The organism is Streptomyces sp. NBC_00162 (assembly GCF_024611995.1).
In the GTDB taxonomy this organism is placed as follows: Bacteria; Actinomycetota; Actinomycetes; order Streptomycetales; family Streptomycetaceae; genus Streptomyces.
Genome location: NZ_CP102509.1, coordinates 989,865 through 1,015,239, shown reverse-complemented (window position 1 = coordinate 1,015,239; position 25,375 = coordinate 989,865). Strand labels below are relative to the sequence as shown.

At 71.6% G+C, this 25,375-nt stretch carries 22 protein-coding genes and 2 pseudogenes; 15 read left to right on the top strand and 9 right to left on the bottom strand.

What is annotated here, in order from left to right:
• Positions 1-75 precede the first annotated feature (75 nt).
• Complete coding sequence (locus JIW86_RS05445) at positions 76-564, top strand: flavin reductase family protein (protein WP_215141092.1); 489 nt, start codon at positions 76-78, stop codon at positions 562-564.
• A gap of 17 nt (positions 565-581) precedes the next feature.
• Here JIW86_RS05445 and JIW86_RS05440 read toward each other — a convergent pair whose 3' ends face one another.
• A complete protein-coding gene (locus JIW86_RS05440; protein WP_215141091.1) occupies positions 582-737 on the bottom strand; it encodes a DUF6131 family protein in 156 nt (51 codons plus the stop codon).
• 236 nt (positions 738-973) lie between these two features.
• Here JIW86_RS05440 and JIW86_RS05435 point away from each other — a divergent pair, with 236 nt between their 5' ends.
• The 4 genes and pseudogenes from JIW86_RS05435 to JIW86_RS05420 all read left to right on the top strand — a co-directional run bounded on the left by JIW86_RS05435 (position 974) and on the right by JIW86_RS05420 (position 5,914).
• A complete protein-coding gene (locus JIW86_RS05435; protein ID WP_257552756.1) occupies positions 974-1,384 on the top strand; it encodes a hypothetical protein in 411 nt (136 codons plus the stop codon).
• A gap of 261 nt (positions 1,385-1,645) precedes the next feature.
• Positions 1,646-2,770 carry an alpha/beta hydrolase gene (locus tag JIW86_RS05430; RefSeq protein WP_257552755.1) on the top strand — a complete coding sequence of 375 codons (1,125 nt, stop codon included), beginning with the start codon at positions 1,646-1,648 and terminating at the stop codon, positions 2,768-2,770.
• A gap of 58 nt (positions 2,771-2,828) precedes the next feature.
• Positions 2,829-3,932, top strand: a complete 1,104-nt coding sequence (locus JIW86_RS05425) for an RICIN domain-containing protein (protein WP_257552754.1) — start codon at positions 2,829-2,831, stop codon at positions 3,930-3,932.
• 58 nt (positions 3,933-3,990) lie between these two features.
• Positions 3,991-5,914: pseudogene (locus JIW86_RS05420) on the top strand (DUF2264 domain-containing protein).
• Here the strand turns inward: JIW86_RS05420 and JIW86_RS05415 are convergent.
• Positions 5,883-7,190: an alpha/beta family hydrolase gene (locus JIW86_RS05415; RefSeq protein ID WP_257552753.1), complete on the bottom strand. Its 1,308-nt coding sequence runs from the start codon at positions 7,188-7,190 to the stop codon at positions 5,883-5,885. The pseudogene JIW86_RS05420 and the gene JIW86_RS05415 overlap by 32 nt on opposite strands.
• Positions 7,191-7,299: 109 nt before the next feature.
• Here JIW86_RS05415 and JIW86_RS05410 point away from each other — a divergent pair, with 109 nt between their 5' ends.
• The 3 genes from JIW86_RS05410 to JIW86_RS05400 all read left to right on the top strand — a co-directional run bounded on the left by JIW86_RS05410 (position 7,300) and on the right by JIW86_RS05400 (position 9,197).
• Positions 7,300-7,854 (top strand): DinB family protein, encoded by a 555-nt coding sequence (locus JIW86_RS05410; protein WP_257552752.1) that lies wholly within the window; start codon positions 7,300-7,302, stop codon positions 7,852-7,854.
• 54 nt (positions 7,855-7,908) lie between these two features.
• On the top strand, positions 7,909-8,625 hold the full coding sequence (locus JIW86_RS05405) for a hypothetical protein (protein ID WP_257552751.1): 717 nt from the start codon (positions 7,909-7,911) through the stop codon (positions 8,623-8,625).
• Positions 8,626-8,765: 140 nt separating this feature from the next.
• Complete coding sequence (locus tag JIW86_RS05400; protein WP_257552750.1) at positions 8,766-9,197, top strand: VOC family protein; 432 nt, start codon at positions 8,766-8,768, stop codon at positions 9,195-9,197.
• A 6-nt stretch (positions 9,198-9,203) separates the two neighbouring features.
• Here the strand turns inward: JIW86_RS05400 and JIW86_RS05395 are convergent, their stop codons facing one another.
• From JIW86_RS05395 to JIW86_RS05375, 5 genes and pseudogenes are all read right to left on the bottom strand, one after another.
• A complete protein-coding gene (locus JIW86_RS05395; protein WP_257552749.1) occupies positions 9,204-10,574 on the bottom strand; it encodes an FAD-binding oxidoreductase in 1,371 nt (456 codons plus the stop codon).
• A gap of 88 nt (positions 10,575-10,662) precedes the next feature.
• Positions 10,663-11,283: a dihydrofolate reductase family protein gene (locus JIW86_RS05390; protein WP_257552748.1), complete on the bottom strand. Its 621-nt coding sequence runs from the start codon at positions 11,281-11,283 to the stop codon at positions 10,663-10,665.
• A gap of 35 nt (positions 11,284-11,318) precedes the next feature.
• Positions 11,319-12,049, bottom strand: a pseudogene (locus JIW86_RS05385) (VOC family protein).
• A gap of 202 nt (positions 12,050-12,251) precedes the next feature.
• Positions 12,252-13,205, bottom strand: a complete 954-nt coding sequence (locus JIW86_RS05380; protein WP_257552747.1) for a GlxA family transcriptional regulator — start codon at positions 13,203-13,205, stop codon at positions 12,252-12,254.
• Positions 13,206-13,261: 56 nt separating this feature from the next.
• The gene (locus JIW86_RS05375) at positions 13,262-14,089 is read right to left on the bottom strand and encodes an alpha/beta fold hydrolase (RefSeq protein WP_257559224.1); all 828 of its coding nucleotides are present in this window, start codon (positions 14,087-14,089) and stop codon (positions 13,262-13,264) included.
• Between the two features lie 116 nt (positions 14,090-14,205).
• Between JIW86_RS05375 and JIW86_RS05370 the strand changes: the two genes are divergently transcribed.
• The 3 genes from JIW86_RS05370 to JIW86_RS05360 all read left to right on the top strand — a co-directional run bounded on the left by JIW86_RS05370 (position 14,206) and on the right by JIW86_RS05360 (position 17,602).
• Entirely contained in the window at positions 14,206-14,787 is a 582-nt protein-coding gene (locus JIW86_RS05370) for a sigma-70 family RNA polymerase sigma factor (protein ID WP_257552746.1), read from the top strand.
• A gap of 91 nt (positions 14,788-14,878) precedes the next feature.
• Positions 14,879-16,336 (top strand): CehA/McbA family metallohydrolase, encoded by a 1,458-nt coding sequence (locus JIW86_RS05365; protein WP_257552745.1) that lies wholly within the window; start codon positions 14,879-14,881, stop codon positions 16,334-16,336.
• A 78-nt stretch (positions 16,337-16,414) separates the two neighbouring features.
• Entirely contained in the window at positions 16,415-17,602 is a 1,188-nt protein-coding gene (locus JIW86_RS05360; protein WP_257552744.1) for an MFS transporter, read from the top strand.
• Between the two features lie 70 nt (positions 17,603-17,672).
• Here JIW86_RS05360 and JIW86_RS05355 read toward each other — a convergent pair whose 3' ends face one another.
• Both JIW86_RS05355 and JIW86_RS05350 read right to left on the bottom strand, forming a co-directional pair.
• On the bottom strand, positions 17,673-18,857 hold the full coding sequence (locus JIW86_RS05355) for a cytochrome P450 (RefSeq protein WP_257552743.1): 1,185 nt from the start codon (positions 18,855-18,857) through the stop codon (positions 17,673-17,675).
• Positions 18,847-19,554: a tRNA-dependent cyclodipeptide synthase gene (locus JIW86_RS05350; RefSeq protein ID WP_257552742.1), complete on the bottom strand. Its 708-nt coding sequence runs from the start codon at positions 19,552-19,554 to the stop codon at positions 18,847-18,849. The genes JIW86_RS05355 and JIW86_RS05350 overlap by 11 nt, the downstream gene beginning before the upstream one ends.
• 267 nt (positions 19,555-19,821) lie before the next feature.
• Here JIW86_RS05350 and JIW86_RS05345 point away from each other — a divergent pair, with 267 nt between their 5' ends.
• The 4 genes from JIW86_RS05345 to JIW86_RS05330 all read left to right on the top strand — a co-directional run bounded on the left by JIW86_RS05345 (position 19,822) and on the right by JIW86_RS05330 (position 25,300).
• A complete protein-coding gene (locus tag JIW86_RS05345; protein WP_257552741.1) occupies positions 19,822-21,108 on the top strand; it encodes a ricin-type beta-trefoil lectin domain protein in 1,287 nt (428 codons plus the stop codon).
• On the top strand, positions 21,105-23,306 hold the full coding sequence (locus JIW86_RS05340; RefSeq protein ID WP_257552740.1) for an RICIN domain-containing protein: 2,202 nt from the start codon (positions 21,105-21,107) through the stop codon (positions 23,304-23,306). The genes JIW86_RS05345 and JIW86_RS05340 overlap by 4 nt, the downstream gene beginning before the upstream one ends.
• Before the next feature lie 96 nt (positions 23,307-23,402).
• Entirely contained in the window at positions 23,403-24,236 is an 834-nt protein-coding gene (locus tag JIW86_RS05335) for a PP2C family protein-serine/threonine phosphatase (RefSeq protein WP_215141072.1), read from the top strand.
• Positions 24,237-24,298: 62 nt separating this feature from the next.
• Positions 24,299-25,300, top strand: a complete 1,002-nt coding sequence (locus tag JIW86_RS05330; RefSeq protein WP_416237662.1) for an MASE1 domain-containing protein — start codon at positions 24,299-24,301, stop codon at positions 25,298-25,300.
• Positions 25,301-25,375 lie beyond the last annotated feature (75 nt).

Here is a 25,375-nt window from a genome sequence, read left to right as displayed (position 1 = left end):
GGCCGCGGCCGCGCATGACCGGGGCGATCCCGGGGCACCCGCCAGACACTCGACCGCACCACGAGGAGAGCCGCCGTGCCGGAGCTGGACGCCTTCACCCACGTACTGGACGGCCCGATGTACGTGGTCACTGCCGCGGCCGGGGGACAGCGGGCGGGCTGCCTGGTGGGCTTCGCCTCGCAGTGCTCCATCCACCCGCCGCGCTTCGTCGTCTGGCTGTCCACGGCCAACCACACGTACCGGGTCGCGCGCGAGGCCTCGTACCTCACGGTCCACGCGCTGCGCCGGGACCAGCTGCCGCTGGCCGAGCTCTTCGGGGGCCGGACCGGCGACCGCGTGGACAAGTTCGCGCGGGCGGGCTGGCGGCCGGGCGAGGAGGGCAGCCCCGTCCTCACGGAGGTGGACACCTGGTTCACCGGCCGTGTCGAGGGGCAGATCGAGGGCGGAGACCACGTGGGCTTCCTGCTGGCGCCCGCCCGGGAAAGCCCGCCCGCCGAGGGCCCGCCGCCCGCCCTGCTCAGGTACGGCGACGTGCGCGGGCTGAAGCCCGGCCACCCCGCGTAGTGCCCGGCGGGTGGCACTCAGTAGTAGTGCTTGCGTCCGCCGACCGCGTGTCCGACGGCGCCCAGGATCCACAGGATCAGGCCGATGACGACGAGGATGATCCCGAGCGTCCACAGGATGGAGATGCCGGCGAAGTAGCCGATGACCAGCAGGATGACTCCAAGGACGATCATGACTTTCCCTCCAATCTCGTAGCCCGCTTCTGCCCCGTCCCGGCGAAGGAATGCATCCGGAGCCCCCTCGGGCGGCTTCTGTCGTGAACGGGCGCCTTCCGGCCGTGCGCGCAGGGTGCCGAGCCCGGCCGTCCCGGTGCGGCCGAGCGGCCTCGCCGCCGGACGTGAACCCCCGTGGCAGACTTCTGCCTTGATCACGCGGGCACGGGTCCGCGTGCACACGGGAATGGGTTGTAGTGCGCAAGGCGAGGTGGGCGGCCGCGGCCGCCGGTGCGGTGCTGTTGGTCGCGGGTTGCGGCAGTGAAGGCGGTTCGGACAAGGGCAAGGGCGGTGAAACGCCGGCTTCCGGTTCCTCCGCCCCGGCGAAGGCGGGTTCGGGCGGCACCCTTGACGCCGCCGCGGTGAAGAAGGAGATCGAGGGCGCGGCCACGACGGCCGGGTTCGCCGAGAAGCCCGGGGACGAGGTCCCGGCGGCCCTCAAGTCCTGCATGGTCAGCTGGCAGGCGGACGAGAAGAAGGCCACCGACTCGAAGAAGTCCTATGAGACCACCGTCGCCGCCCTGGTCAAGGGGGATGGAAGGAGGGCCGGACCCTCGATCAGCAGCTGTCGGTCATCAAGACGCTGGACAAGAGCGGCTGGACCCTGAAGGCGAGCCACCACGGCAAGGCGGGTGCGCTGCAGATGGTCACCTTCATCGCCACGGACACCGGCCCCACGTGCGAGAAGCTCTTCCAGGAAGACCTGGCCAAGAACAAGTAGTTACGGGCGCGAACGCGCCGGAGGCCGGGGGCGCGAGCGGTGGCTCGTGGCTCCCGGCCGCGCGACCGACCCGGTTCCGGCCAGAGAAGCCGAGAAATTTCTAGAACTAGACTCCAAATTGACGGGGTGGCTGGTCCACACTCGGCCCATGGCCAACAACCTCGTTCGCACCCGCTCGACGAGAACGTCCCTGTCCGCCCGCCTCCTGCGCGCGAAGGCGGTGGTCGGCGTCCTGGCCGCCACCGTGCTCCTGCTGTGCACACCGCCCGCTCACGCGGACGACCCGGCGCCGCCCGCCATGACCGACGGGTTCGGACTCACCCAGACCGCCTCTGTGACCGGCACCGGCACCAACTTCGTACTCACCGTCACCACGCCCCAGGTCGCCGGCGAGCACCGCATCCGGATCCTGCTGCCCGGCGACTACGCCGCCAACCCGGCCAAGCGCTACCCGGTCCTCTACTTCCTGCACGGCGCGTCCGACGACCCAGCGAACCCCGCCCTCGCCTACCCCGCGCTCACCGCCTCCCAGTCGATGATTACGGTCATCCCGGACGGGGGCCGCCGGGGCTGGTACGCCAACTGGCTCGACCAGAAGACCGCCGCGGGGGCGCAGAACTGGGAGAACTTCCACATCAACCAGGTGATCCCCTTCATCGAGGCCAACCTGCGCACCCTCACCGGCAAGCAGGGACGGGCCGTCGCGGGCATCTCCATGGGCGGATTCGGCGCACTGCACTACGCCCAGCGCCACCCCGGCCTGTTCAGCCAGGTCGCCACCTTCTCCGGTGCCAACGAACTGTCCAGGAACCACGCGGTCACCCGCGCAGCCGTCGTCGCCACCCTGACCAACATCGGTGCCCCGCTGTGCGGTTCCAGCTCCGGCCCCTCCTGCGCCCTCGACTTCGGGCCCTCGGTCTCCAGCGACGCGCTCTTCGGCACGCCCTATCCGTTCTTCGACGCCGACTGGCGCTGGAACGCCGCGGATCCCATCGCGCACATGGCCGCGCTGAAGGGCATGGGCATCGCCGTCTACACCGGAAACGGGAACGGCAACCCGTCCGACGGCGAGTTCTGGGTCCAGTCGGCGGCGCAGCACACCAAGGAGCGGCTGGACGCCCTCGGATTCCCGCACCACTACGTGAACTACGGCAACGGCGCCGGCTGGGGCGCGAACTGCAACGGCGGCCACAACAGCGGCTGCTGGAGCCAGGACCTCGTGGACTGGGTCCCGCGTCTGGAGGCGGCGTTCGCCGCCGCCCCCGCGGCCTGACCTCCGCCGCACCGGCGCCACCCCTCCCACCCGACCCAACGCAAGAAAGGCCCGACCCATGAGCTCATCCCCGGCCACCGTGCCGGAACGCACCACGTCCTGCCTGCGCTTACTCGCCGCCGCCCTGGCGACCTGCTGCGTCGCCCTCGGCATCATGGCCTCGCCGCTCGCGGCGGCCCCGGCGAACGCGGCTGCCCAGGCGAGGGCGGACCAGAGCAGCGGCTCCGCCCTCGAGGGCGTGAACTTCACCTCCGTAAGCAACGGCCGCCGCCTCGACGTGCAGAACGGCTCGCGTGACGACAACGCGTACGTCGTCACCAACTCCGCGCCCGGCTTCCACCAGTCCTGGAACCTGGCCGTCGACCCGGCCGACTTCAGCTTCGCCATCGTCAACGGCACCACCGGCAAGTGCATCGACCTCAGCTGGCCCGCGCTGCGGCAGCAGACCTGCCGCGGGCAGAAGAGCCAGAAGTGGTACTTCCAGCCGGTGGCGGGCTCCACCACCGCGTTCATGATCCGCAACGCGAGCGACAACTCCTGCCTCGACCTCATCGCCAGCGCCCAGTACGACGACGCATGGACGGGTCAGTCCCGCTGCCACGCCGGTGCGAACCAGCGCTGGACCACGAACTCGACGGCCGCCTGGAACCTGGCCGTGGACCACGGCGCCAAGGTCTGCCAGCGGGACCCCGCCAGCTGCTCCTGGGCCGTGAAGAGCGAGGCCCCCGCGGCTCCCCTGCCAAAGGTCTGCGCGTCTGCCGTCTGGTACAACAACTCCGCTTCCCCGGTCAGCCAGTCCTTCTCCGTGAACAAGACCACAGGCTGGCAGAGCAGCATCGGGACGGAACTGTCCTCGAGCCTCAGCGGCGGTACCGCCGGAGCCCTGCAGACGGAGGTCGGCGTCGCCCTGTCGTTCCAGAACGTGTGGAGCGGCTCGACGAGCGTCGGTGACGCCATCCAGGTGTCCGTTCCCGCCGCACACTACGGATGGGTGACCCTCTCCGTGCTCGCGCGGAAGGTGACGGGCAACTGGACCTTCGACGCACAGGGGTTCCCCTGGAAGGCCGACGACACCATCACCGTCCCGGTCAAGGACGACCCGAGCGGCGGCGCCACCCTCTACATCGCGAACACCAGCCCGACCTTCACCTCCTGCGCCTGAACCTCGGCAACAGACCGGCCGGTTGACCCGGAGATGGCGATGCGAACAGCATGTCCGCATGGTCATTTCCGGACTCCCCGCCGAAAACCGTGAGTTCAGCCCCTACACCGGCTACACGCGGGACCACTGGGAGGCGGCCGCGGACGGACTGCTGCGCGCCGCCTGGCGGTGGGCCACTCCCGGCGGGGCCCTGCTCGACCTGCCGGGACCGCCCTCCGCCTCCGGGGTCCGCTCCGACGGGCTCGAAGGCTACGCCCGTACCTTCCTCGCCGCCGCCTTCCGCGTCGCGGGCGGCGGCGGGAAGGACCCGTACGGCTGGCTCGGCCGCTACGCGGAAGGGCTCGCCGCCGGCACCCGCACCCCGGCCGTGACGACGCGGAATCCTGGCCGGTCATCCGCGATCTGCACGTCCAGGGCCAGCCGATGGTCGAATCCGCCTCCGTGGCCCTCGGGTTGCGGCTGACCCGGCCCTGGCTGTGGGACCGGCTGGACAGCGCCGTACAGGACCGCGCCGAGGACTGGCTGCGCGGCGCCCTGCGCCATGTGCCCTCCCCGAACAACTGGTACCTCTTCCCCTTCACCGTGGCCGGATTCCTGGAGTCGGTGGGGCGGGGGACGCCGAGACGGCCCGGGCCCGGCGCCGCGGCCTCGGCCTCCTGGAGCAGTGGTACCGCGGCCAGGGCTGGTACGCCGACGGGGACGGCCGGGCCTTCGACCACTACAACGGCTGGGCCCTGCACCTGTACCCCGTGCTCGACGCCCACCTCGCGGGCGTGGCCGACACCCCGGCCGTGCGCGCGCAGCCGCACGGGGCCCGGCTGCGCGCGCACCTGGACAGCCACTCCCTGCTCTTCGGAGCCGACGGTGCGCCGCTCTACTTCGGCCGCTCCCTGACCTACCGCTTCGCCGCCGCGGCCGCCGTCGGTCTCGGCGCCGTGACCGGGCACACCCCGCTCACCCCGGGCACTTCGCGCCGCCTGCTGAGCGGATCGCTGCGCTACTTCCTGGACCGGGGCGCGGTCGACGACGCCGGGCTGCTCGGCCTCGGCTGGCACGGCGCGCACGCGGCGACCCTGCAGCCCTACTCCGGACCGGCCTCGCCGTACTGGGCGTCCAAGGCTTTCGTCTGCCTGCTGGCTCCCGCGGCACATCCGCTGTGGACCGCGACGGAGGAGGCCGCCCCCTGCGAGCGCGAGGACCGGGTGCTCGCCCTGCCGGCGCCGGGCCTGCTCGTCCAGTCCACCCGCGCCGACGGCCTCGTACGCCTGCACAACCACGGCAGCGACCACGTCGGCCCGGACGAGGCCGAGTCGGCGGCGCGTGAGGACCCGCTCTACGCCCGCCAGGCCTATTCCACCCGCACCGGCCCCACTGCGTACGGCAACATCCCGGACAACCATCTCGCGGTGGTCGTGGCCGGGGTGCGCAGCGCCCGGCGCCGCATCCACCCGCTCGGGGCCGGGCACGGGGACGGCTGGGGCTGGGCGGCCTCCTGGCACCGGCCGGTCTTCACGGGCGGCATGCCCATGGTGCCGGGCCTGCGCGTGGACAGCGTCACCGTGGTCAGGGGCCGCCACGAACTGCGGGTCCACCGGGTCCAGGGGGCTCCGGAGGGTTCTCGCGGGGAGCAGACCGGCTGGGCCGCCGGCCCCGCGGACGCGGTCCGGTCCGCGCTCCACCCGCTGCACGGATGGGACGCCCGGGACGAGGTCCGGGCGCCCGCCGGTACGGCCTTCACCCCGTGGGCCCTCGTACCGCGGCTGACGGCCGAGGCGGCGGGAACGGGCCTGTACGCGGCCCTGGCCACCCTCACGGCGGAGCCGGATCCGGCCCCTCTGGCGGCGGCGGTCACCGACGTGCGCGCGGACGCCGACGGCATCGAGGTCCGGTGGGCGGAGGACGGATCACTGACCCGGATCTCGTTCGGGCCCCTCGCCGTGGAGCACCTGCCTACCGGTCTGGTTCCGTCAGGTAGCGCGTGAACCAGTCGCGGGCGAGGCCGGCGACCTCCTCCAGGGCTCCCGGCTCCTCGAAGAGGTGCGTGGCGCCGGGGACGACGTCGAGGCGGTTCTCGCAGCGCAGCTGTGCCTGGGCCTCCCGGTTGAGGCCGAGGACCGTCGTGTCGCGGCCGCCCACGATGAGCAGGGTCGGTGCCCGTACGCCGGCGAGCCGAGCCCCGGCGAGGTCGGGGCGGCCGCCGCGGGAGACCACGGCGCCCACGCCGGTGTCGGCGGACGCGGCGGCCCACAGCGCCGCCGCCGCTCCGGTGCTCGCTCCGAAATAGCCGACGGGAAGGGACTCCCGGCGCCGCAGCCAGTGGGTCGCGTCCGTCAGCCGTCGGGCGAGCGTCTCGATGTCGAAGACGTTCGCCCGGTGGGCCTCCTCGGCCGGTGTGAGCAGGTCGAAGAGGAGGGTGCCCAGACCCGCCTGCCGGAGGGCGGCGGCCACCGACCGGTTGCGCGGGCTGTGGCGGCTGCTGCCGGAGCCGTGCGCGAACACCACCACCGCCCCGGCGCCCGAGGGCAGGGTGAGGTCACCGGCCAGCGTGACGCCGCCCGCGTCCACCTCCACTTCCGCCTGCACTTCCGCCTGTACTTCCGCCTGGGCCTGCGCCGTCCTCTCGGCTCGGGCGGCCTGTTGCAGCAGCGAGACGACCTCCTCGTCGGGGGTCTGGGAGAAGTCCTGGTACCACTGGCCGACGGCCGAGAAACCACGGGGCGTGGACAGACAGACCACCTCGTCGGCTGCGGTGCGCAGCCAGCCGACCGCGTCCGGTGGCGCCACCGGCGCCGCCAGCACCACGTGCGCCGCCCCCATTGCCCGTACGACCTGGCAGGCGGCGGCTGCCGTGGCTCCGGTCGCGATCCCGTCGTCGACCACGATCACCGTCCGGCCGTCGAGCCGCAGCCGTGGGCGGCCGGCACGGAACTTATCCGCCTGCCGTACGAGCTCCGCCTCCTCGGCGTGCTCGACCGCCGCGAGATCCTTCGCCGCGACCCCGCTGCTGCGCACGATCTCCTCGCTGATCACCCGTACCCCGCCCTCGCCGATGGCACCGAAACCCAGCTCGCGGTGGTAGGGAACCCCGAGCTTGCGGACCACGATCACGTCGAGGGGGGCGCCGAGTGCCCGCGCCACCTCGAAGGCGACGGGGACCCCGCCGCGCGGCAGGCCGAGGACGACGGGATCCTCCTGCTTCAGGTGCCCGAGGACCGCGGCGAGGCGCCGTCCGGCGTCCTCGCGGTGGGCGAAGAACACGGTGGTTCACCCCCAAACCCAGGGGAGACGGAAACCACGTACGCACCTACTTCGAAACAACCCCACATCCGGCTGCACCGCAAATCGGCGGCGGTGCATAATCGCGATCATGACGACGACACCGCGCAGCAGAGCCGAGATATTCGCAGGGCCCGAGGAGGACGGCAGGTTCCGCGGCCCCGCGACCGGTGAGGAGCGGGGCATGCTGGCCGGCTTCCTCGCGGACCAGCGCGCGACCCTGGAGCTGAAGTGCACGGGCCTGGAAGCGGACCTGTCCCGGAGGTCCGTGGAGCCGTCGACGCTGTCGCTGCTGGGCCTGGTGCGGCACCTCGCCGACGTCGAGCGCCGCTGGTTCCGTCAGGTGCTGGCACAGCAGGACGTCGCCCTCCGGTTCTCCTCGCCGACCGATCCCGACGGGGACTTCGACGGTGCGGATTCCGGCCCCGAGGCCGTCCGGGAGGGCTGGGCGGCCTGGCGTGCCGAAGTGGAGTTCGCGGACCGGTTCGTCGCCGAGGCCCCCGACCTCGACGTCGAGGGCCACGACGAGTGGCGCGGGACGGTGTCGCTGCGCTGGGTCCTCATCCACATGGTCGAGGAGTACGCCCGGCACAACGGACACGCGGACCTGCTGCGCGAGCGCATCGACGGCGCGATCGGCATCTAGACCCAGGTACGCAAGGCGGGTGTGCGCGAGCCGGGCGCGGGGCATCAGCAGCGTGTGAAGTCGACCGGTTTCCGGGGGCGTTGGTACGACAGGAGGCTCCCCGCCTGGGTGCGGGGACTCCTCGTCCTCGCCGCGGGACTCGGCGTACTCCTCTCCGCGCAGGCGATCGTGGACGGCTACCGGGCGACCGTCGTGTACCGGCAGGCGCCCGTCTGCGACCGCGAAGGGTGCGTACGGCCCGAGACGGCCGAGGTGCGCGACCGGCAGAGCGGCGAACGCTGTACGTCGACGGGCACGAGCGGCGGTACGGCGGCGGCGGGCGGTACCGCCACCACCGGCGGCGGCAGCAGCTGCACCACGACCTACAGCCTGCGGGTCTCCTGGTCCGACAGGTCGGAGTGGCTCGAGGTCGGACACGAGGCGTACGCGGAGGCCCGGCCGGGTGACCGCGTCCGGCTGCGGCTCTGGGAGGGCAGGGTGGTCCGCCTGGAGGTGGGCACCCACATCCGCACCTACCCGCCGGCCTCGCAGACGGACATGTGGCCCTGGATGGCCCTGGCCTGGTCCGGTCTCGCGGTGGCGGCCTGGGCACTCGCGAGCGCCCGGCCGATCGCCCTGCTGCCCCTGGGCGTCGCCTGGTTCATGCTGAGCGTCCTCATCCTCATGATCGGCCCGGCCGTCCTGGTGTGGTCGCCCCTGGTCTTCTGCGGAGCCCTGGCCGCACTGACCGTCGGCATGGCACTCGGCGCCCGGGCGACCAACCGGTACTGAAACACCTTCACGGTTCGGGGCGCCGGGCCGGTTCGGCGTTTCGGGGTGCGCGGCCGCTCCTTCGTGGGCGAGGGTGGACCCGACCTGATCCGTTCGGTCCGGCGCGCCCCGCCGCGCCGGCGTTCGTGAGGAGACGCTCCGTGAACTGGACACTCGAAGTCGTCCCGGTCCCTGTCACCGACATGGACCAGTCGAAGGAGTTCTACGCCGACAAGGTCGGCTTCAACGTCGACCTGGACGACGAGGTGGCCCCCGGTGTGCGCATCATCCAGATGACCCCGCCCGGCTCCCGGTGTTCGATCGCGATGCTCCACGGGATGCCCGCGGCGCCCGGTACGAAGGTGACGGCACCCGGGACGCTCCAGGGGCTCCAGATCTGCGTCACGGACATCGAGGCGGCCCGAGGGGAGCTGGTGGACCGGGGTGTGGACGTCTCCCCGATCCGCCATGTCGGCGCCACGGGCTGGGAGGACGGCAAGGGCGGGACCTGGAACTCGTTCATGACGTTCGAGGACCCGGACGGCAACGGCTGGGTGGTCCAGGAGGCCCCGTCGGAACTGTCGGAGCGCTGAGGCGGATCAGGGCTTGATGTTCTGGTTGAGGTGGAACAGGTTGCCCGGGTCGTACGCCCGCTTGACTGCCGCCAACCGGTCGTAGTTGCCCTTGTAGTTGGACCTGATCCGGCCCTGGTCGTCGTCGGCCATGAAGTTGATGTAGCCGCCCTCCTCGGAGTGCGGGGCGGTCGCCTCGTAGTAGTCCCGGACCCACGCGATGTTGGCTTCGTTGTCGGCGGGGTCGGGCCACATCCCGGCGATGACGGTGGCGAACGTGGCATCGCGGTAGGCGAAGGCCGTCGCGTCCTGTGCGACGCGGTGGCAGGCGCCGTTGATGGGATAGATGTGCACGGTCGAGTTCACGGCGGGCAGCCGCGGCGCGTGCACCAGATGCGCTTCGATCGCGTCGTCGCTGAGCTCGGTCACGAAGTTGGCCTTCCAGTAGTGCTGGAGGCCCGGCGGTACGAGCGCGTCGAAGGCGCTGTTGAGCGCGGGGTACGGCATCGGGCCGACGTGTTCGGCGACCACCGGTGCGATGTCGTGGAAGGGCTGGAGGGCGCGCTCTCCCTCGTCGAGCGGTCCGGCCCAGCACGACACGATCAGGACGAAGGGCTCGCCGTGCCGGTCCTCGGGGATGAAGGGGAGCGGCGGTGCGATCTGGAAGGCAGGGAAGCCGCCGAGCTGCTCCGGCGCGTCGGCGATCAGTTCGCGGAAGGCGCGCAGGACGGTGCGCGCGTCCTCCAGTTCGTACAGGATCGGCCCGCCGTAGATGTCCTTCACGGGGCTGAGCCGGAACTCGAAGGAGGTCACCGCGCCGAAGTTGCCGCCCCCGCCGCGAAGGGCCCAGAACAGGTCCGGGTTCTCCTCCTCGCTCGCGATGAGCAGCCGGCCGTCCGCGGTCACCACATCGGCCGACAGCAGGTTGTCGCAGCTCAGGCCGAGTCCGCGGGCGAGGTAGCCGATGCCGCCGCCGAGGGTGAGACCGCCGACACCGGTGGTGGAGATGATCCCGCCGGTCGCGGCCAGACCGAAGGCGTGCGTCGCCGCGTTGAAGTCGCCCCAGGTCGCTCCGCCCTCCGCACGGGCCGTCCGGCGGACGGGATCGACACGGACGGAACGCATCGCGGAGAGATCGGCCACGACGCCGTCGTCGCAGGTACCGAAGCCCGGCACGCTGTGCCCGCCGCCGCGGACCGCCAGGTCGAGCCCGTTCTCGCGGGCGAAGTCGACCGTGGCCATCACATCGCCCGCGTTGGCGCAGCGCACGACGGCCGCCGGCCTCCTGTCGATCATGGCGTTGTTGACCGCGCGCGCCTCGTCGTAACCGTCGTCCTGCGGGGTGACGACCGCCCCGCGTGCCCGTTCCCGCAACTGATCGATCGAGGGCTTGCCCATGGCGATTGCTCCTCGCGTGCGTCGTGCCGCTGACTCTCGAGCACATTCCACGCTACGCCGGTGCCACGAAGCCTCAACCCGACACCGCTCAGCCTTCGGGCTGCCGCCGCAGGTGGGTCTTGGCGTCCTCGTACGTTCCCTGGCCGACCCGCTCCGCGGGGGCGTAGTGGAGGTTCAGCACGCCCGTCCGGAAGGTCTCCGAGGAGATCAGCGTCAGCGGGACCGGAGCCTCGCCCTCGTCGAACAGCCGCATGCCCTTGCGGACGGCGATCGGGTGCAGCAGCAGGTGCAGCTCGTCCAGCAGTCCCGCCGCCAGCAGCTGACGCACGACGGAGACCGAGCCGCTCATTCCGATGGGCCCCGGGCCCGGTTCGGCCTTGAGCGCGGTCACCGCCTCGACGAGATCGCCCTCGAGCCGCTCGGAGTTCCGCCAGGAGAAGTCGAGGGGCCGGTTCGACGCGACGATCTTGCGGGCGTCGCCGAGGATCTTGGCGAAGGCGGCGTCCTCCCCGCCCGCGGCCTCCCGCTCGGGCCAGGCCCCCGCGAAGCTGTCGTACGTCTTGCGGCCGAACAGCATGGTGTCGACCGAGCCGAGGGTGGCGTCGACGGCCGCCCCCATCTCGTCGTTGAAGTAGGGGAAATGCCACTGGTCGGGTGCCTCGACGACGCCGTCGAGCGAAATGAACAGCCCTGCGATGATCTTCCTCATGTCAGCCCTCCAGAGCTGCGGTGGCCGAAGTCCCGTCACCGGTTCTGCGGGGCCACCACGGTGAACAACGCGCCGTCGGGATCGGCCAGGGCGACCGAGCGGCTGGTGCTCGTGGTGTCCACGGGCGAGACGACGCGACCGCCGAGACCGGTGGCCATTTCCACCGTCGCCTCGAGGTCGGGGACGCGGAAATGGACGTGCCAGCGCGGTCGGACCTGCGGATCGGGGGCTTCCTCGAGGGCCCCGCCCACGATGCGCGCCAGGGTGTCGTTCCCGTGGCGCAGCACGACGTGGTCGTGTTCGTAGGAGACCGTGCAGCCGCCGGGCCGTTCGCCGGCCCACTCGAGGACCTCACCGTAGAACACGGCCGCGGCGAAGGCGTCACGGGTGCGCAGTTCCAGCCAGGCGGGCGCGCTGCCCTGGCCGACCGTCCAGTCGGGGATGACCTGGCCCTGCCAGAACCCGAAGACCGCTCCGTCGGGGTCGGAGGCCAGCGCGGCGCGTCCGGTGCCGAAGGCGAGGGGCCCACCGCCATGGTCGCGCCGCGCTCGACGATCCGCGCCGCCGTGACATCGGCGTCGTCGACGGCGAAGTACGGGGTCCACGCGGCCGGAAGGGCCAGCCGCTGGGCCAGAGCGCCGATCCCGGCCACGGGGGCGCCGTCGCGGAAGGCGATGGAGAAGCCGTCACCGAGCCTGGTGCGGCGGAAGTGCCAGCCCAGGACGGCCCCGTAGAACTGCTGCGCCGAGTCGAGGTCCCCGGTCATCAGGCTGACCCAGCACGGCGCGCCGAACATCTCTTGACTCGACGTCGACACAGCTGCCCACCTTGCTCGCGATCACTACGGCCGGGTTCGGCTCACCCTAGCGCCGTCGGGCGTCCCCGCTCGCGAGGCTCGGCTCCGATGCGACCGCCCGGGTGACCTGCCCGTACGTGGTGCTCCGTTCCCGGATTTCCATGAACGGGCGCTACGGGGTGCGGGTGAAGGAGCGCCGGTAGGAGCGGGGCGGCACACCGCGCCGGCGTACGAACTGCTCGCGGAGCACGGCCGCGCTCGCGAACCCCACCGCGCGGGCGATCTCCTCGACGGACAGGTCGGTGGTCTCCAGCAGCTCCTCGGCGCGGCTCAGCCGGAGGCTGACCAGCCAGGCGTGCGGGGTGGTCCCCGTCGCCGTGGTGAAGCGGCGGGCGAAGGAGCGCTTGCTCATCACGGCACGCCGGGCCAGTTCCGCGACGGGAAGCTGCTCGTGGAGGTGCTCGCGCGCCCAGGCGAGGACTTCGGCGAGGCGGGTGTCCTGAGCGTCCTCGGGGACGGGGGCGGCGAGGTACTGGGCCTGCCCGCCCTCGCGGTGGGAGGGCAGCACGAGGTCGCGGGCGATGGCGTTGGCGGCCGCGGCACCGTGCTCCCGCCTGACCAGGTGCAGGCAGAGATCGAAACCCGCCGCCGCTCCCGCCCCCGTGACGACGCGCCCTTCGTCGACGTAGAGGGCATGGGGATCGACCGTGACCTCCGGATGGCGGCGGGCCAGCAGCTCCGCGAACCGCCAGTGCGTCGTGGCCCGCCGCCCGTCGAGCAGTCCGGCGGCGGCGAGGGCGTACGTACCGACGCAGTGGGCCGCGACCAGGGCGCCGCGTTCGTGAGCGGCGGACAGGGCCTCCAGCACGGCCGGTGCGAGCGGTGTCCGGAAGCCGGCCCAGGGCAGGGCGACCACGAGATCGGCGACGGCCATCCGCTCCAGCCCGTACTCGACCGCGAGCGGTACGCCGAGGTCGGTGGGAACGGGCCCGGGCCGGTCGGCGCACAGCGCGAAGTCGAAGCGGGGCAGCCCCGCACGCGGGCCGAACACCTCGGTGACGACACCGACGGCGAGCATGCCGACACCGGGCGGGGCGTAGGCGGCGACGGTCGTGAAAGGCGGCATGCGGGGAGTCTGGCAGATTTCCCGCGATCGCCTGGCTCCGGCCTCGGGCGGGGGAACTACCCCAGGAACGCGGCCGTGGTCGCCGCGAAGCGGTCGGCGTCGTCCACCCAGGGGTAGTGGCCGGCCCCCGGCTGTACGACGAACGAGGCGTCGGGGAAGAGCCCGGCGAACTCGGCCGTCGACCGAGGCGGGCTGTTCAGGTCGAACTCCCCGGCGAGCAGCAGGACGGGGGCCGCGAAGGCGGCGAGTGCGGCGCGCGTGGTCTCCGGGTCGAAGGCTCCCTCGGCCGCGAAGACGGTGACGGCCTCCATGTTGCGCGGCCGGCCGGCCGCCTGGTGCTGCCGCGCGCGATCGTCCCAACGGCCGCAGAAGAAGGGGGCGATGGCATCCCAGTCGCTGCCCGTGCCCTCGGTGATCGCCTCCAGGGCGGCGAAGGCAGCCGGGAACCACGGCTCGTTTCCCCGGAGTTGGGCGAGCTCGCGCCGCGTCTCCCCGGTGATCTCGATGCCGACGGCCCGGGTACCGGGGGTGATCAGTGCGAGTCTGCTCACGCGGTGCGGGAACCGGGCCGCGTACTGCGCCGCGAGGTTCGCCCCGGCGGAGTGGGCGAGCAGGTCCATCGCGGGGAGTCCCAGGTGTGCGCGCAACGCCTCGACGTCGTCGACGAGGCGGTCGCAGCGGTACGAGGAGGTGTCCTCGGGAACCGCGGACCGGCCGGTGCCGCGCAGGTCCGGGACGATCAGCCGGCGGTGCGCGGACAGGCCGCCGAGGTCGCCGAGGTAGGCGGAGTCCGCGGGGCCGCCGGGGAGGCAGACCACGGGGTCGCCGTCTCCGTGGGTGCGGTAGGCGAGGCGGGTTCCGTCAGCTGCGGAGAAGGTGTGCATGCCGCGGATCCTGCCATCCATAACCAGGTTGTACAACTGGGTTATGGCGATCCGGCTCTCGGGTGTATAACCGAGTTGTGGCAGGCGAAAAGGGTGTACCCCGAAACCCGGAGACGTTGACCGAGGAACAGGCCGAGCGGATGCTCGCCGGGATGAACGAGGTCATCCGCGCGGGCGAGGAGATGCGGAAGCTGCGCACCGAAATGATCAAGGTGTTCGTCGGCTTCGGCTGGACCCAGGACAAGATCGCCCGGCTTACCGACATGAGCCAGCCCGCCGTGTCCAAGCAGGTCACGAAGTACAAGACGGGCGATCCGCTGCCCCCGTTGGAGCTCTCCCTCGACCAGTACGACGCCCCGTGGCTCGAAGGACGTCTCTGGGGCCTCGCCGAGGAAATCTCCGAGACGCTGGACGGCGCCGCGCGCTGTACCCGCACCATCGACGCCCTCGCCCGGGGCCGGAAGCGGTTCACGCCCCGGGACGTCGACGAACTGCGACGTCTCGTCGAAGAGGACCTGCGCCTGCACCGGGGGCAGCTGACCGCACGCCACCAGGCCGCGTACGACCAGATCGGCCGCGCTCTCGACGTCCCCGCCAAGGCGGCCGCCACCGCCGCCGCCACCGGCACCGCATCGGCATCGGTGCGCCGGGCCCTCGCCCACCGGATCCAGCGCGACCGCCTCCGGGGCGACTCCTGACCCGCACCCGACGGGCTCGCCGCGGAAGCGCTGTCCCTCCGCGTCGTGCGCCGTGCACTCCGGGTTCACCCGCGGCTGCCACCGTTGCCGTATGGCTCTCAGTAGACGAGAACTACTGGCATCCGGGGTGACGGCGGCCGTCGGGCCGCTCACCCCCACCGGCCGGGACACGGCCACGCTTACCCTGCGCGGCACGATCGCGCCCGGCGCCCCGGACTGGGTGTACCTCCCCCTCGACGTCCCGCCGGGGACCGCGGAGCTGCGCGTCTCCTACACCTACGCGAAACCCCCGGTGCCACCCGGCACCCCGGGCAACGCACTCGACATCGGCATCTTCGACCAGCGAGGCACGGGGCTCGGCGGCCACGGCTTCCGCGGCTGGTCGGGCGGCGCCCGCAGCGAGTTCTTCCTGCGGGCCGACGCCGCCACCCCCGGCTATCTGCCCGGACCCCTCGAGCCCGGCCGCTGGCACGTGGCGCTCGGGCCGTACACGATGGCACCCGAGGGCCTCACCTACGAGATCACCGCCACCTTCACCTACGGCGACCCGGGCACGCCCGCCGTCCCCGGCTACCCGCCGCAGCGGGCCCGTGGCCGGGGCCGGGCCTGGTACCGGGGCGACTGCCACCTGCACTCGGTGCACTCCGACGGCCGCCGCACCCCGGCCGAACTCGCCGCGCTGGCCCGCGCGGCGGGTCTGGACTTCATCAACTCCTCCGAGCACAACACCCACGCGGCGCACGCGGCCTGGGGCCCGGTCGCCGCCGCGGATCCCGGCCTGCTCGTCCTTACCGGGGAGGAGATCACCACCCGTACCGGCCACGTCGTCGCCGTCGGCACCGCACCCGGCACCTTCACGGACTGGCGCTACCGGGCCCGCGACCAGCGCTTCGACCGTTTCGCACACCACATACGCAAGGCCGGCGGACTGGTCGTCCCCGCCCACCCGCACGCCACCTGCATAGGCTGCGCCTGGAAGTTCGGCTTCGGCGAGGCGGACGCGGTGGAGGTGTGGAACGGCCCCTGGACCCCCGATGACGAAGTGGCCCTCGCATCCTGGGACGCCACCCTCACCGCCGGTCGCGGGCAGTGGCTCCCGGTCCTCGCGAGCAGCGACTACCACCGCGACCCCGACCGGGTCGGCAGCCCGCAGACGGTGGTGCTGGCCGAGGACCTGTCCCGCGAGGCGATACTCGCCGGTCTGCGCGCCGGCCACAGCTACGCGGCCGAGTCCTCGGCCGTGTCGGTGACCTTCGACGCGGTGACCGCACGGGGCGCCCACGCGGGCATCGGCGACCGGATCCGGGCCACGGCGGACACCGAGGAGGTCCTGATCCGGCTGACCGTGACCGGCAGCGGCAGCTACGACCTGCGGCTGGTCACCGACCAGGGCGTGGCGTTCACCGCCCCCGCGGCCACGAGCCTCGAATGGCGCACCACCCCGTCCCGTACCTCCTACGTCCGCGCCGAGGCCCGCCATCCCGCCTCGGCCCCGCCGCTCCCCGGTGCGCCGGCGGCGCTGACCAACCCGATCTTGCTGTCGGCCTGACCCGCGGTCCCGTACCCCGGCGGCGCGCCGGGCACGCCGCGCCGGGCGGGGACGGGGTGCGGGGTTACCGTCGGCGGCATGGACGGTGATCGCCAAGGGTGGCGCCAGTGCTTGCTCGGCGCGGCGGTGTTCGCCGTGTGCATGGCGGGCACCACGCTGCCGACCCCGCTCTACGGCCTCTACCAGGAGAAGTTCGGGTTCTCCGAGCTGATGGTGACCGTCGTGTACGCCGTGTACGCCTTCGGGGTCATCGGCGTGCTGCTGCTGGTGGGCAACGCCTCGGACGCCGTGGGCCGGCAGCCGGTGCTGCTCGCGGGCCTGGGATGCGCGGCGGCGAGCGCCGTCTGCTTCCTGTGCGCCACCGGGATGGGCTGGCTCTACGCGGGGCGGCTGTTCTCGGGACTGTCCGCCGGCCTGTTCACCGGCGCCGCCACCGCGTACGTGATGGAGCTGGCCCCGTCCGGCCGGGCCGCCAAGGCCACGCTGGTGGCGACGGCCGCCAACATGGGCGGGCTGGGCTGCGGTCCGCTGCTCGCCGGAGTGCTCGCGCAGTACGCCGTCGCGCCGCTGTACCTGCCGTTCGCCGTGCACCTCGCCCTGGTGGCCGTCTCGGTCGCCGTCCTGCTGCGGCTCGCGGAGACGGTACGGGAGCGGCGGCCCCTGAGCACCGTACGGCCACAGCGGCCCGGCCTGCCCGCGGAAGTCCGGGCGGTGTTCGTGCCCGCGGCGATCGCCTCGTTCGTGGGGTTCGCCCTGTTCGGGGTGTTCACCTCGGTCAGCCCGGCGTTCCTCGCCGAGTCCCTGGACGTGCACAACCACGCCGTGAGCGGGCTGGTCGTCGCGCTGGCCTTCTTCGCCTCGACCGCCGGGCAGCTGCTGGTCGGCCGGGTCGGGGTGACGCGCTCGCTGCCCCTGGGCTGCGCCGGGCTCCTCGCCGGGCTGGCGCTGCTGGCGGGTGCGCTGTACTGGGACCTGCTGTCGCTGGTGGTCCTGAGCGCGCTCGTCGGCGGAGCCGGACAGGGGCTCGCGTTCCGCGGGGCGATGTCGGCGGTGACCGAGGCGTCTCCCGTGCACCAGCGCGCGGCGGTGATCTCGAGCCTGTTCGTGGTCGCGTACGCGGGCATCTCGGTCCCGGTGATCGGCGTGGGTCTCCTGGCCGGCCCGATGGGCCTGGAGGGCGCGGGCCTGGTGTTCATCGCCTGCATGGCCGTCCTCGTCTCGACCGCCGCCGTCTACCTGCTGCGGCGGCCGGGACGGCCGGGGTGACGCGCCACAGGCGGCGGGCATCCGAGGTCGAAGGGTGACCTCGGATGCCCGCGCCGCGGCCGTCGGACTGCTACCAGAGGACGGGCAGCCGCTCCGGCAGGCGCTTCATGAAGCGGGTGCGCCAGACGAGTTGCTCGACCGGCACGGCCAGCTGGAGACCGGGCATCTTCTCGACGAGTACCTCGAGGGCGATCTCCGTGTGCCTCTTGCCGAGGGCGGTGGCGGGGCAGTAATGCTGGCCGCCGCCGAAGGAGAGGTGGGTGCCCGCGTTGGGCCGGTCGATGTCCACGGTGTGCGGGTCGGGGTACACGTCCGGGTCGGTGTTGGCGGCTTCGACCAGAACGAGGAGGAGTTCGCCCTTCTTCACCTCGACGTCTCCGAGGGTGACGTCCTCGAGGGCGAGGCGCGGCAGGCCGTCTCCGATGGAGAGGTTGATGCGCAGGAGCTCGTCGACCGCCGCGGGGATCTTGGAGGGGTCCTGGCGGATCTGCTGCCACACCTCGGGGTGCTGGATGAGCGAGACCAGGGCCATGGTGAGGAAGCCCATGGTGGAGATGACGCCGGCGCCGAAGAGGGTGACTCCGACGGTGGCGAGCATCTCGTCCGTCAGGTGGGCGTAGTCGGGGTCCTTGCGCAGGGCCGCCAGCTCGGCCATGAGGCCGGTGACGGTGGGGTCGTCGAGGCGCTCGACCATGTAGGCCATGTCCCGGTCCCAGTTGAGCTTGGCTCCGGTGATGGGGCACGCCGAGTTCATGAAGGCGATGTCGAGGCTCGCCGCCAGGCGCGGGGCGTCTTCCCCGGGTATGCCCAGGATGCGGCAGTGGAGCTGCTCGGCGTACGGACTGGTGAACTGGGTGCGCAGGTCGACCGGCGCGCCCTCGGTGAGCAGGCTGTCCACGAGGGTGGTGGCCTGCGCGCGCATCCAGTCGGTCAGGCCGTCGGTCTTGGGGTTGATGGCCTTGAGGACGGCCTTGCGGAGTCCGGCGCCGGTGATGTTGCCCATGTTGTTGACGACCTCGGGCGGGATCGTCAGGGCGTACTGGCGTGGTACGCCGGGAGCCGAGGTGTCCTTGAGGCTGAATCTGGGATCCTCGAGGACCTGCTTGCACAGGTCGTAGGAGGAGACGAGCCAGGCTTCGTCCCCGGCGATCGTACGGACCCGCTTGACCGGTTCGGTCCGGAGCTGCTCGACCTCGTGGGGGAGCTGGTCGCCGCGCGCGGAGAACGGAAAGTCGAGAAGTGTGTCAGTGGGCATCGGATTCTCCTTCGGCGGGGGTGATGACGGCGTGTCCCTGGTTGCGCGAGGCACGCAGGCCCGAACCGCGCGAATACAACAGCTCTGCCATCGGCAGGAGTTGGTGGTAGCAGTTGAGGGACGAGGGCACGTCGAGAATGGCCGGGGTGTCGAGGAAGAGCGGGGCCTCGGCGCAGACGTACTCGAGACAGACCTCGCGCTGCCGGACCGTGGCGGTCTTCCCGCCGAGGACCTTGGAGGAGAGGAACGCGTCGACCAGGGCGTTGCAGGTCTCGCGGAACTCCGGGTCGGTGCCGAGCAGGGTGTTCAGGTGGGTGTGGAGCCTGCGGTAGGCCGGGATGTCGGTGAGGGACGACATGGGGCGGGCGCGTAGGCGGGTGCCCGTGGGATCGGCCTCGGCGGCGGCGTTGTTGACCTTCGCGCGGACCCCGCGCAGGTTCTTGACCGCCTTGCGCCGCGCCTCGTCCGCGGGATAGCCGAGGGCCTCGTACATCTCGGCCACGTGCATGTCCGTGTAGATGAGGTCGACCTGCCGGAAGTTGCGCAGACCCCAGTGCGCGAGGTCGGTGACGCGCTGCGCGGAGAAATAACTGTTGCCCGGTGAGATGCCTATCACCGCGTGGTCGCCTTCGGTGTGGATCACCTGGCAGTGCGGGGTGAAAGGCTGGACCGTGAAGACTTCTGTGGCTGTCGTCAACAGACGTCGGTTCCTTTGGTCGCCGCGAGTCCCGTGGGGCCCTGTGCCCCGGGTGTGGCGACGACGTGATGGAAGGTACCTGAGCGTGACGGTCCGTTCCATGTCTTGCATGCGGTAACTCACATGCTGGACAAGCCAGTTATATGGTCCAGGCCAAGCTCTTGACAGGGGATTTGTTCACTTCTTAAATCACGTAGTGAACTAAGGGCATGGCATGGTCATGACGATCCTGTCCGGCCTTCCCCCACACTCCCGGAAGGGAGAGCCATGAACTTCCCGCACCTATCGCGGCGTTTGCTGCTGTCCGCCGTCTCGCTCCTCGCCCTCGCGTCGCTGTCCACCGGCCTGGCACAGGGCGTGCCGCCGCTGCACGCCCCCGCACCGGCCGCCGTTGCCGCCGAAGGCGCCGCGTCGGCCGCGGCCGTCACGTTCTCCGACGAGTTCAACGGGCCTGCGGGCTCGGCCGTCGACGGCGCGAAATGGCAGATCGAGACGGGCGACAACGTCAACAACCACGAGCGGCAGTTCTACACTTCGGGCAATCGCAACGCGGCCCTCGACGGCCAGGGCAACCTGGTCATCACCGCCCGCCGGGAGAACCCGGCCAACTACCAGTGCTGGTACGGAAGGTGCGAGTACACCTCCGCCCGGCTCAACACGGCCGGCAGGTTCACCACCACGTACGGTCGCGTCGAGGCCCGGATGAAGGTTCCGCGCGGGCAGGGCATGTGGCCGGCCTTCTGGATGCTGGGCAACGACATCGGCCAGGTCGGCTGGCCCGCCTCTGGTGAGATCGACGTCATGGAGAACGTGGGCTTCGAGCCGTCCACGGTCCACGGCACCCTCCACGGCCCCGGTTACTCCGGCTCCGGCGGCATCGGCGCCGGGTACACCCTGCCCGGCGGCCAGGCGTTCGTCGACGCCTTCCACACCTTCACCGTCGACTGGAGCCCGAACGCGATCACCTGGTCAGTAGACGGCGCCGTCTACCAGCGGCGCACCCCCGCAGACCTCGGCGGCCGCCAGTGGGTCTTCGACAAGCCCTTCTTCCTGATCCTCAACCTCGCGGTCGGCGGCTACTGGCCGGGAGACCCCGACGGCAGCACGGTCTTCCCCGGGCAGCTCCTGGTCGACTACGTCCGGGTCACCTCCGGCGGCGGCCAGCCGGGCGGCGGAGGTCCGATCACCGGCCTCGGCGGCAAGTGCGTCGACGTGGCCGGCGCCAACAGCGCGAACGGCACACCCGTACAGCTCTACGACTGCAACGGCACCGCCGCGCAGCAGTGGACCGTCGGATCCGACGGCACGATCCGCGCGCTCGGCAAGTGCCTGGACGTGGCCTCGGGAGGCACCGCGGACGGTACGCCGGTCCAGCTCTACGACTGCAACGGGACCCCCGCACAGCAGTGGGCCGTCCCCGCGGCCCGAGATGTCGTCAACCCGCAGGCGAACAAGTGCCTCGACGTCGCGGGCAACAGCTCGGCCAACGGCACCCGGCTGCAGATCTGGACCTGCACGGGAGCCGCCAACCAGAAGTGGACGGTGACCCGATGACCCGCACCACCGGGAGCCGGCTCACGGCCTTCGTGGCCGCGGCCGTCTCGGTGCTCACCGTCGTCCAGCCCACTCAGGCAGCCACCCCGCAGGCCTCGGCGCAGGCGGCCGCCGCCCTGCCCACGGGCTGGTCCACGGTGGTCAACGCCGGCAGCGGCAAATGCCTGGACGCGCGGTCCGCCGCGACCGCGAACGGCACCGCGGTGCAGCAGTACACCTGCAACAACTCCTCGGCGCAGCAGTGGAGTTTCACCCCGACCACGGACGGCTTCGTCCGGATCGGCAACCGCAACGACGCCGCTCAGGTCGTGGACGTCAGCGACACGTCCTCGGCGGACAACGCGGCCGTGCACCTGTGGACGTACGGCGGCGGAGCCAACCAGCAGTGGAGGGCCGTCGACGAGGGCGGTGGCGCCTACCACTTCGTCAGCCGCCACAGCGGCAAGTGCCTCGACGTGCCGTCCGCCTCGACCGCCGACAGCGTCCAGCTGGTGCAGTACACCTGCAACGGCACGGCGGCCCAACGCTTCCAGGTGGCTCCCGTGAACACCGCCCCCGGGGACGTCGACCTCGGCCCGAACGTGGTCGTCTTCGACCCCTCCATGCCCTCGTCCACGATCCAGAGCCGGCTCGACTCGATCTTCCGGCAGCAGGAGACCAACCAGTTCGGCGCCCAGCGCTACGCGGTGATGTTCAAGCCGGGTACGTACGCCAACGACGTCAACGTCGGCTTCTACACCCAGGTCCTCGGTCTCGGCCAGTCACCGGACTCGGTCACGATCAACGGCGCCGTGCACGTGGAGGCGGACTGGTTCCCGCCGCACAACGCCACCCAGAACTTCTGGCGCGGCGCCGAGAACCTGTCGGTGAACCCGACGGGCGGCACCGACCGCTGGGCGGTGTCCCAGGCCGCGCCGTACCGCCGCATGCACGTGCGCGGCAACCTGGCCCTGGACGACGGCGGCTGGGCCAGCGGCGGATTCATGGCGGACAGCAAGATCGACGGCCAGGTGCGGTCGGGGACGCAGCAGCAGTGGCTGACCCGCAACTCGCAGCTCGGCGGCTGGACCGGGTCCAACTGGAACATGGTCTTCGTCGGCAGCCAGGGCGTCCCCGCCACCAGCTTCCCGAACCCGCCGTACACCACGGTGAACCAGACGCCGACCGTCCGCGAGAAGCCCTTCCTGTACGTGGACGGGACGGGCGCCTACAAGGTGTTCGTGCCGTCCCTGCGGACCGATTCCTCGGCCACCAGCTGGGCGAACGGGAACGCCGCGGGCAGTTCGCTCGGCATGGACCAGTTCTATGTCGTCAAGCCCGGAGCGAGTGCCGCACAGATCGACGCGGCCCTGGCCGAAGGCAAGAACCTGCTGGTCACGCCCGGTGTCTACCACCTCGACCGGACCCTGCGGGTGACCCGGCCCGACACCGTCGTCCTCGGACTCGGCCTCGCCACGTTCATCCCCGACAACGGGGTCACGGCCATGACGGTCGCCGACGTCGACGGGGTGAAGATCGCGGGCGTGCTCTTCGACGCGGGCACCACCACCTCGCGGACCCTGATGGAGGTCGGCCCGGCCGGCGCCGCAGCCAACCACTCGGCGAACCCCACCTCCCTGCACGACGTCTTCTTCCGGGTCGGCGGAGCCGCCGTGGGCAAGGCGACGACCAGCCTCGTCGTCAACAGCGACCACGTCATCGGCGACCACATGTGGATCTGGCGCGGTGACCACGGCAGCGGCATCGGCTGGAACAGCAACACGGCGGACACGGGACTCGTGGTCAACGGCGACGGCGTGACCATGTACGGACTGTTCGTCGAGCACTACCAGAAGCACCAGACCGTGTGGAACGGCAACGGCGGGCGGACGTACTTCTACCAGAACGAGATGCCGTACGACCCGCCGAACCAGGCCGCCTGGATGAACGGCTCCACCCAGGGCTACGCGGCGTACAAGGTGGCCGACCACGTGACCAGCCACCAGGCCTTCGGGCTCGGCAGCTACTGCTTCTTCAACGTCAACAGCAGCGTGACCGCCGAACGCGCCTTCGAGGCACCCGGCAACCCGAACGTGCGCTTCCAGAGCATGGTGACCGTCTCGCTCGGCGGCACCGGCACCATCCGGCACGTCATCAACGACAGGGGCGGCCCTTCGAACGCGTCCACCAACGTGGCCAACCTGGTGAGCTACCCCTGAGGAGCCTGCGCCCGTGATGTGATCAGCGAATATCCGAAATATGATGATTCTGGCCATCTGTGTCGGAACTGAAGCGGACGTATGTCGGAGCGGTCCATGAGCCACCATCGGTCCACGCGGTCGGCGACCGCGGACGACCTGCTGACCAGGCTCGGGCGGCTCACGGCCCAGGCCCGGGAAGGGGCGGAGCTCCAGCAGGCCCGGGTCGAGCTGGCCGAGGCACTGCAGCGGGAAATCCTGCCGGCGTCCCTTCCCGGCGTGCCGGGCCTGCGCACTGCGGCCCGGTACGCACCCGCCCGTCACGGCCTGAGCATAGGCGGGGACTGGTACGACGGCTTCCTGCTCCCCGAGGGCGCTCTGGGCTTCTCCATCGGGGACGTGGAGGGCCACGACGTCGAGGCGGCCGCGTTCATGGGGCAGGTCCGCATCGCCGTGCGCGCCGTCGCCGCGTCCGCCGCCGACCCGGGCGAGGTGCTCAGCCGGGCCAACGATCTGCTGCTCTCGGTGGACTGTGATCTCTTCGCGACCTGCACCTTTCTCCGCTTCGACCCCATCACGTGGGAGATCCAGACCGCTCGCGCCGGCCACGTTCCCGGGGTCTGGGCCACGACCGACGGCGAGCACGGCATCGTGGAGGACGAAGGCGGTCTGCCCCTGGGCATGCTGCCGGGCTCGCAGTACCCCGTGACCCGCCGCCGGCTGGCCACCGGGGGCTCGTTCGTCCTGGTCACCGACGGCGTCGTCGAAGGACCGTCCTTCCCCATCGACCGGGGTCTGGCGCGCGTCGCCGAGGTGGTCCGGGCGAAGGCGGGCGCGGACCCCGGTGAGCTGGCCGCCGAGGTGATGAGGGTCGCCGACTCCACCGGTCACGAGGACGACGCCGCCGTGCTCGTGCTGCGCCATGAGGCCGTCCGGGGCGGAACCGGATGATGCGCAGGGCACCGTAGCGCGTGTCATGCTCCGTCGGCGGGCGCGGGCTGTTGTCTGATGAAGTGATGCGCACCGAGGGCTTCCGGCGTCTGTGCATGACGGTGCTCCTGAACCTGATCGTCGCCGCCGCCTACTTCGCCGGCGGACGCATCGGCCTGCTCCAGCAGGTGGTGATCCAGGGCGCGGTCGTCACACCCCTGTGGCCGCCCACGGGCATCGCCCTCGTCTGCCTGCTCTGGATGGGGCTCCGCGTCTGGCCGGGTATCGCACTCGGTGCCTGTCTCGTCATCCAGTCGATCAGCGGCTCGATCGACCCCGTCGGCTTCGGGATCGTCGCGGGCAACACCCTCGCTCCCGTGTGTGCCTACCTGATGCTGCGACGGGTCGGCTTCCGCGTGACACTGGACCGGCTCCGGGACGGTGTGGCGCTGGTCTTCCTGGGCGGCCTGGTTCCGATGCTGATCAGTGCCACCATCGGTGCCTGGCTGCTCGTGGTCACCGACAGCCTGCCCGACAGCGGATTCTGGATCGTGTGGTGGACGTGGTGGGCGGGCGACGCGATGGGCGTGCTCGTGATCGCGCCGCTGCTCCTGGTCCTGCGCATGGCCCGCCTTCCCTCTGGCGCCTACCGGTGGGCGGAGGCGGCGGCCCTGCTGGTCACGGCCTTCGCCGTCACCCTGCTGGCGACCAGGAGCGACATGGCGCTCCTGTTCCTCGTCTTCCCGCTCCTCATCTGGGCGGCCCTGCGCTTCCAGCTGGAGGGCAGCGCGCCGTGCATGCTGCTCGTGTCCGCCATGGCGAACTCGGCGGCGATCGCCCAGGAAGGCCCCTTCGACCACCACACACTGGTCGAAGCCATGGTCAACCTCCAGGCGCTCAACGGCTCCGCGGCGTTGACCTCGCTGCTGCTGTCGGCGATCGTCACCGAGCAGAACATCATCCGCGCGAGGATCGAGCAGGCCTGCCAGGACCTGGCCGAGGTGGTGGAGCGGCTGGCGCCGGGGAAGGCGACGTCCGGATGGCCGCCGAGGGACGAGGACGGCGTGGAGACGGGGGGCGGATAGCCCCGGACGGCCCGGGCTCTGGCACAAGCAGGGCTCGGACCCGTTCAATGGAGGATGTGTACACCGGCCGGGGGG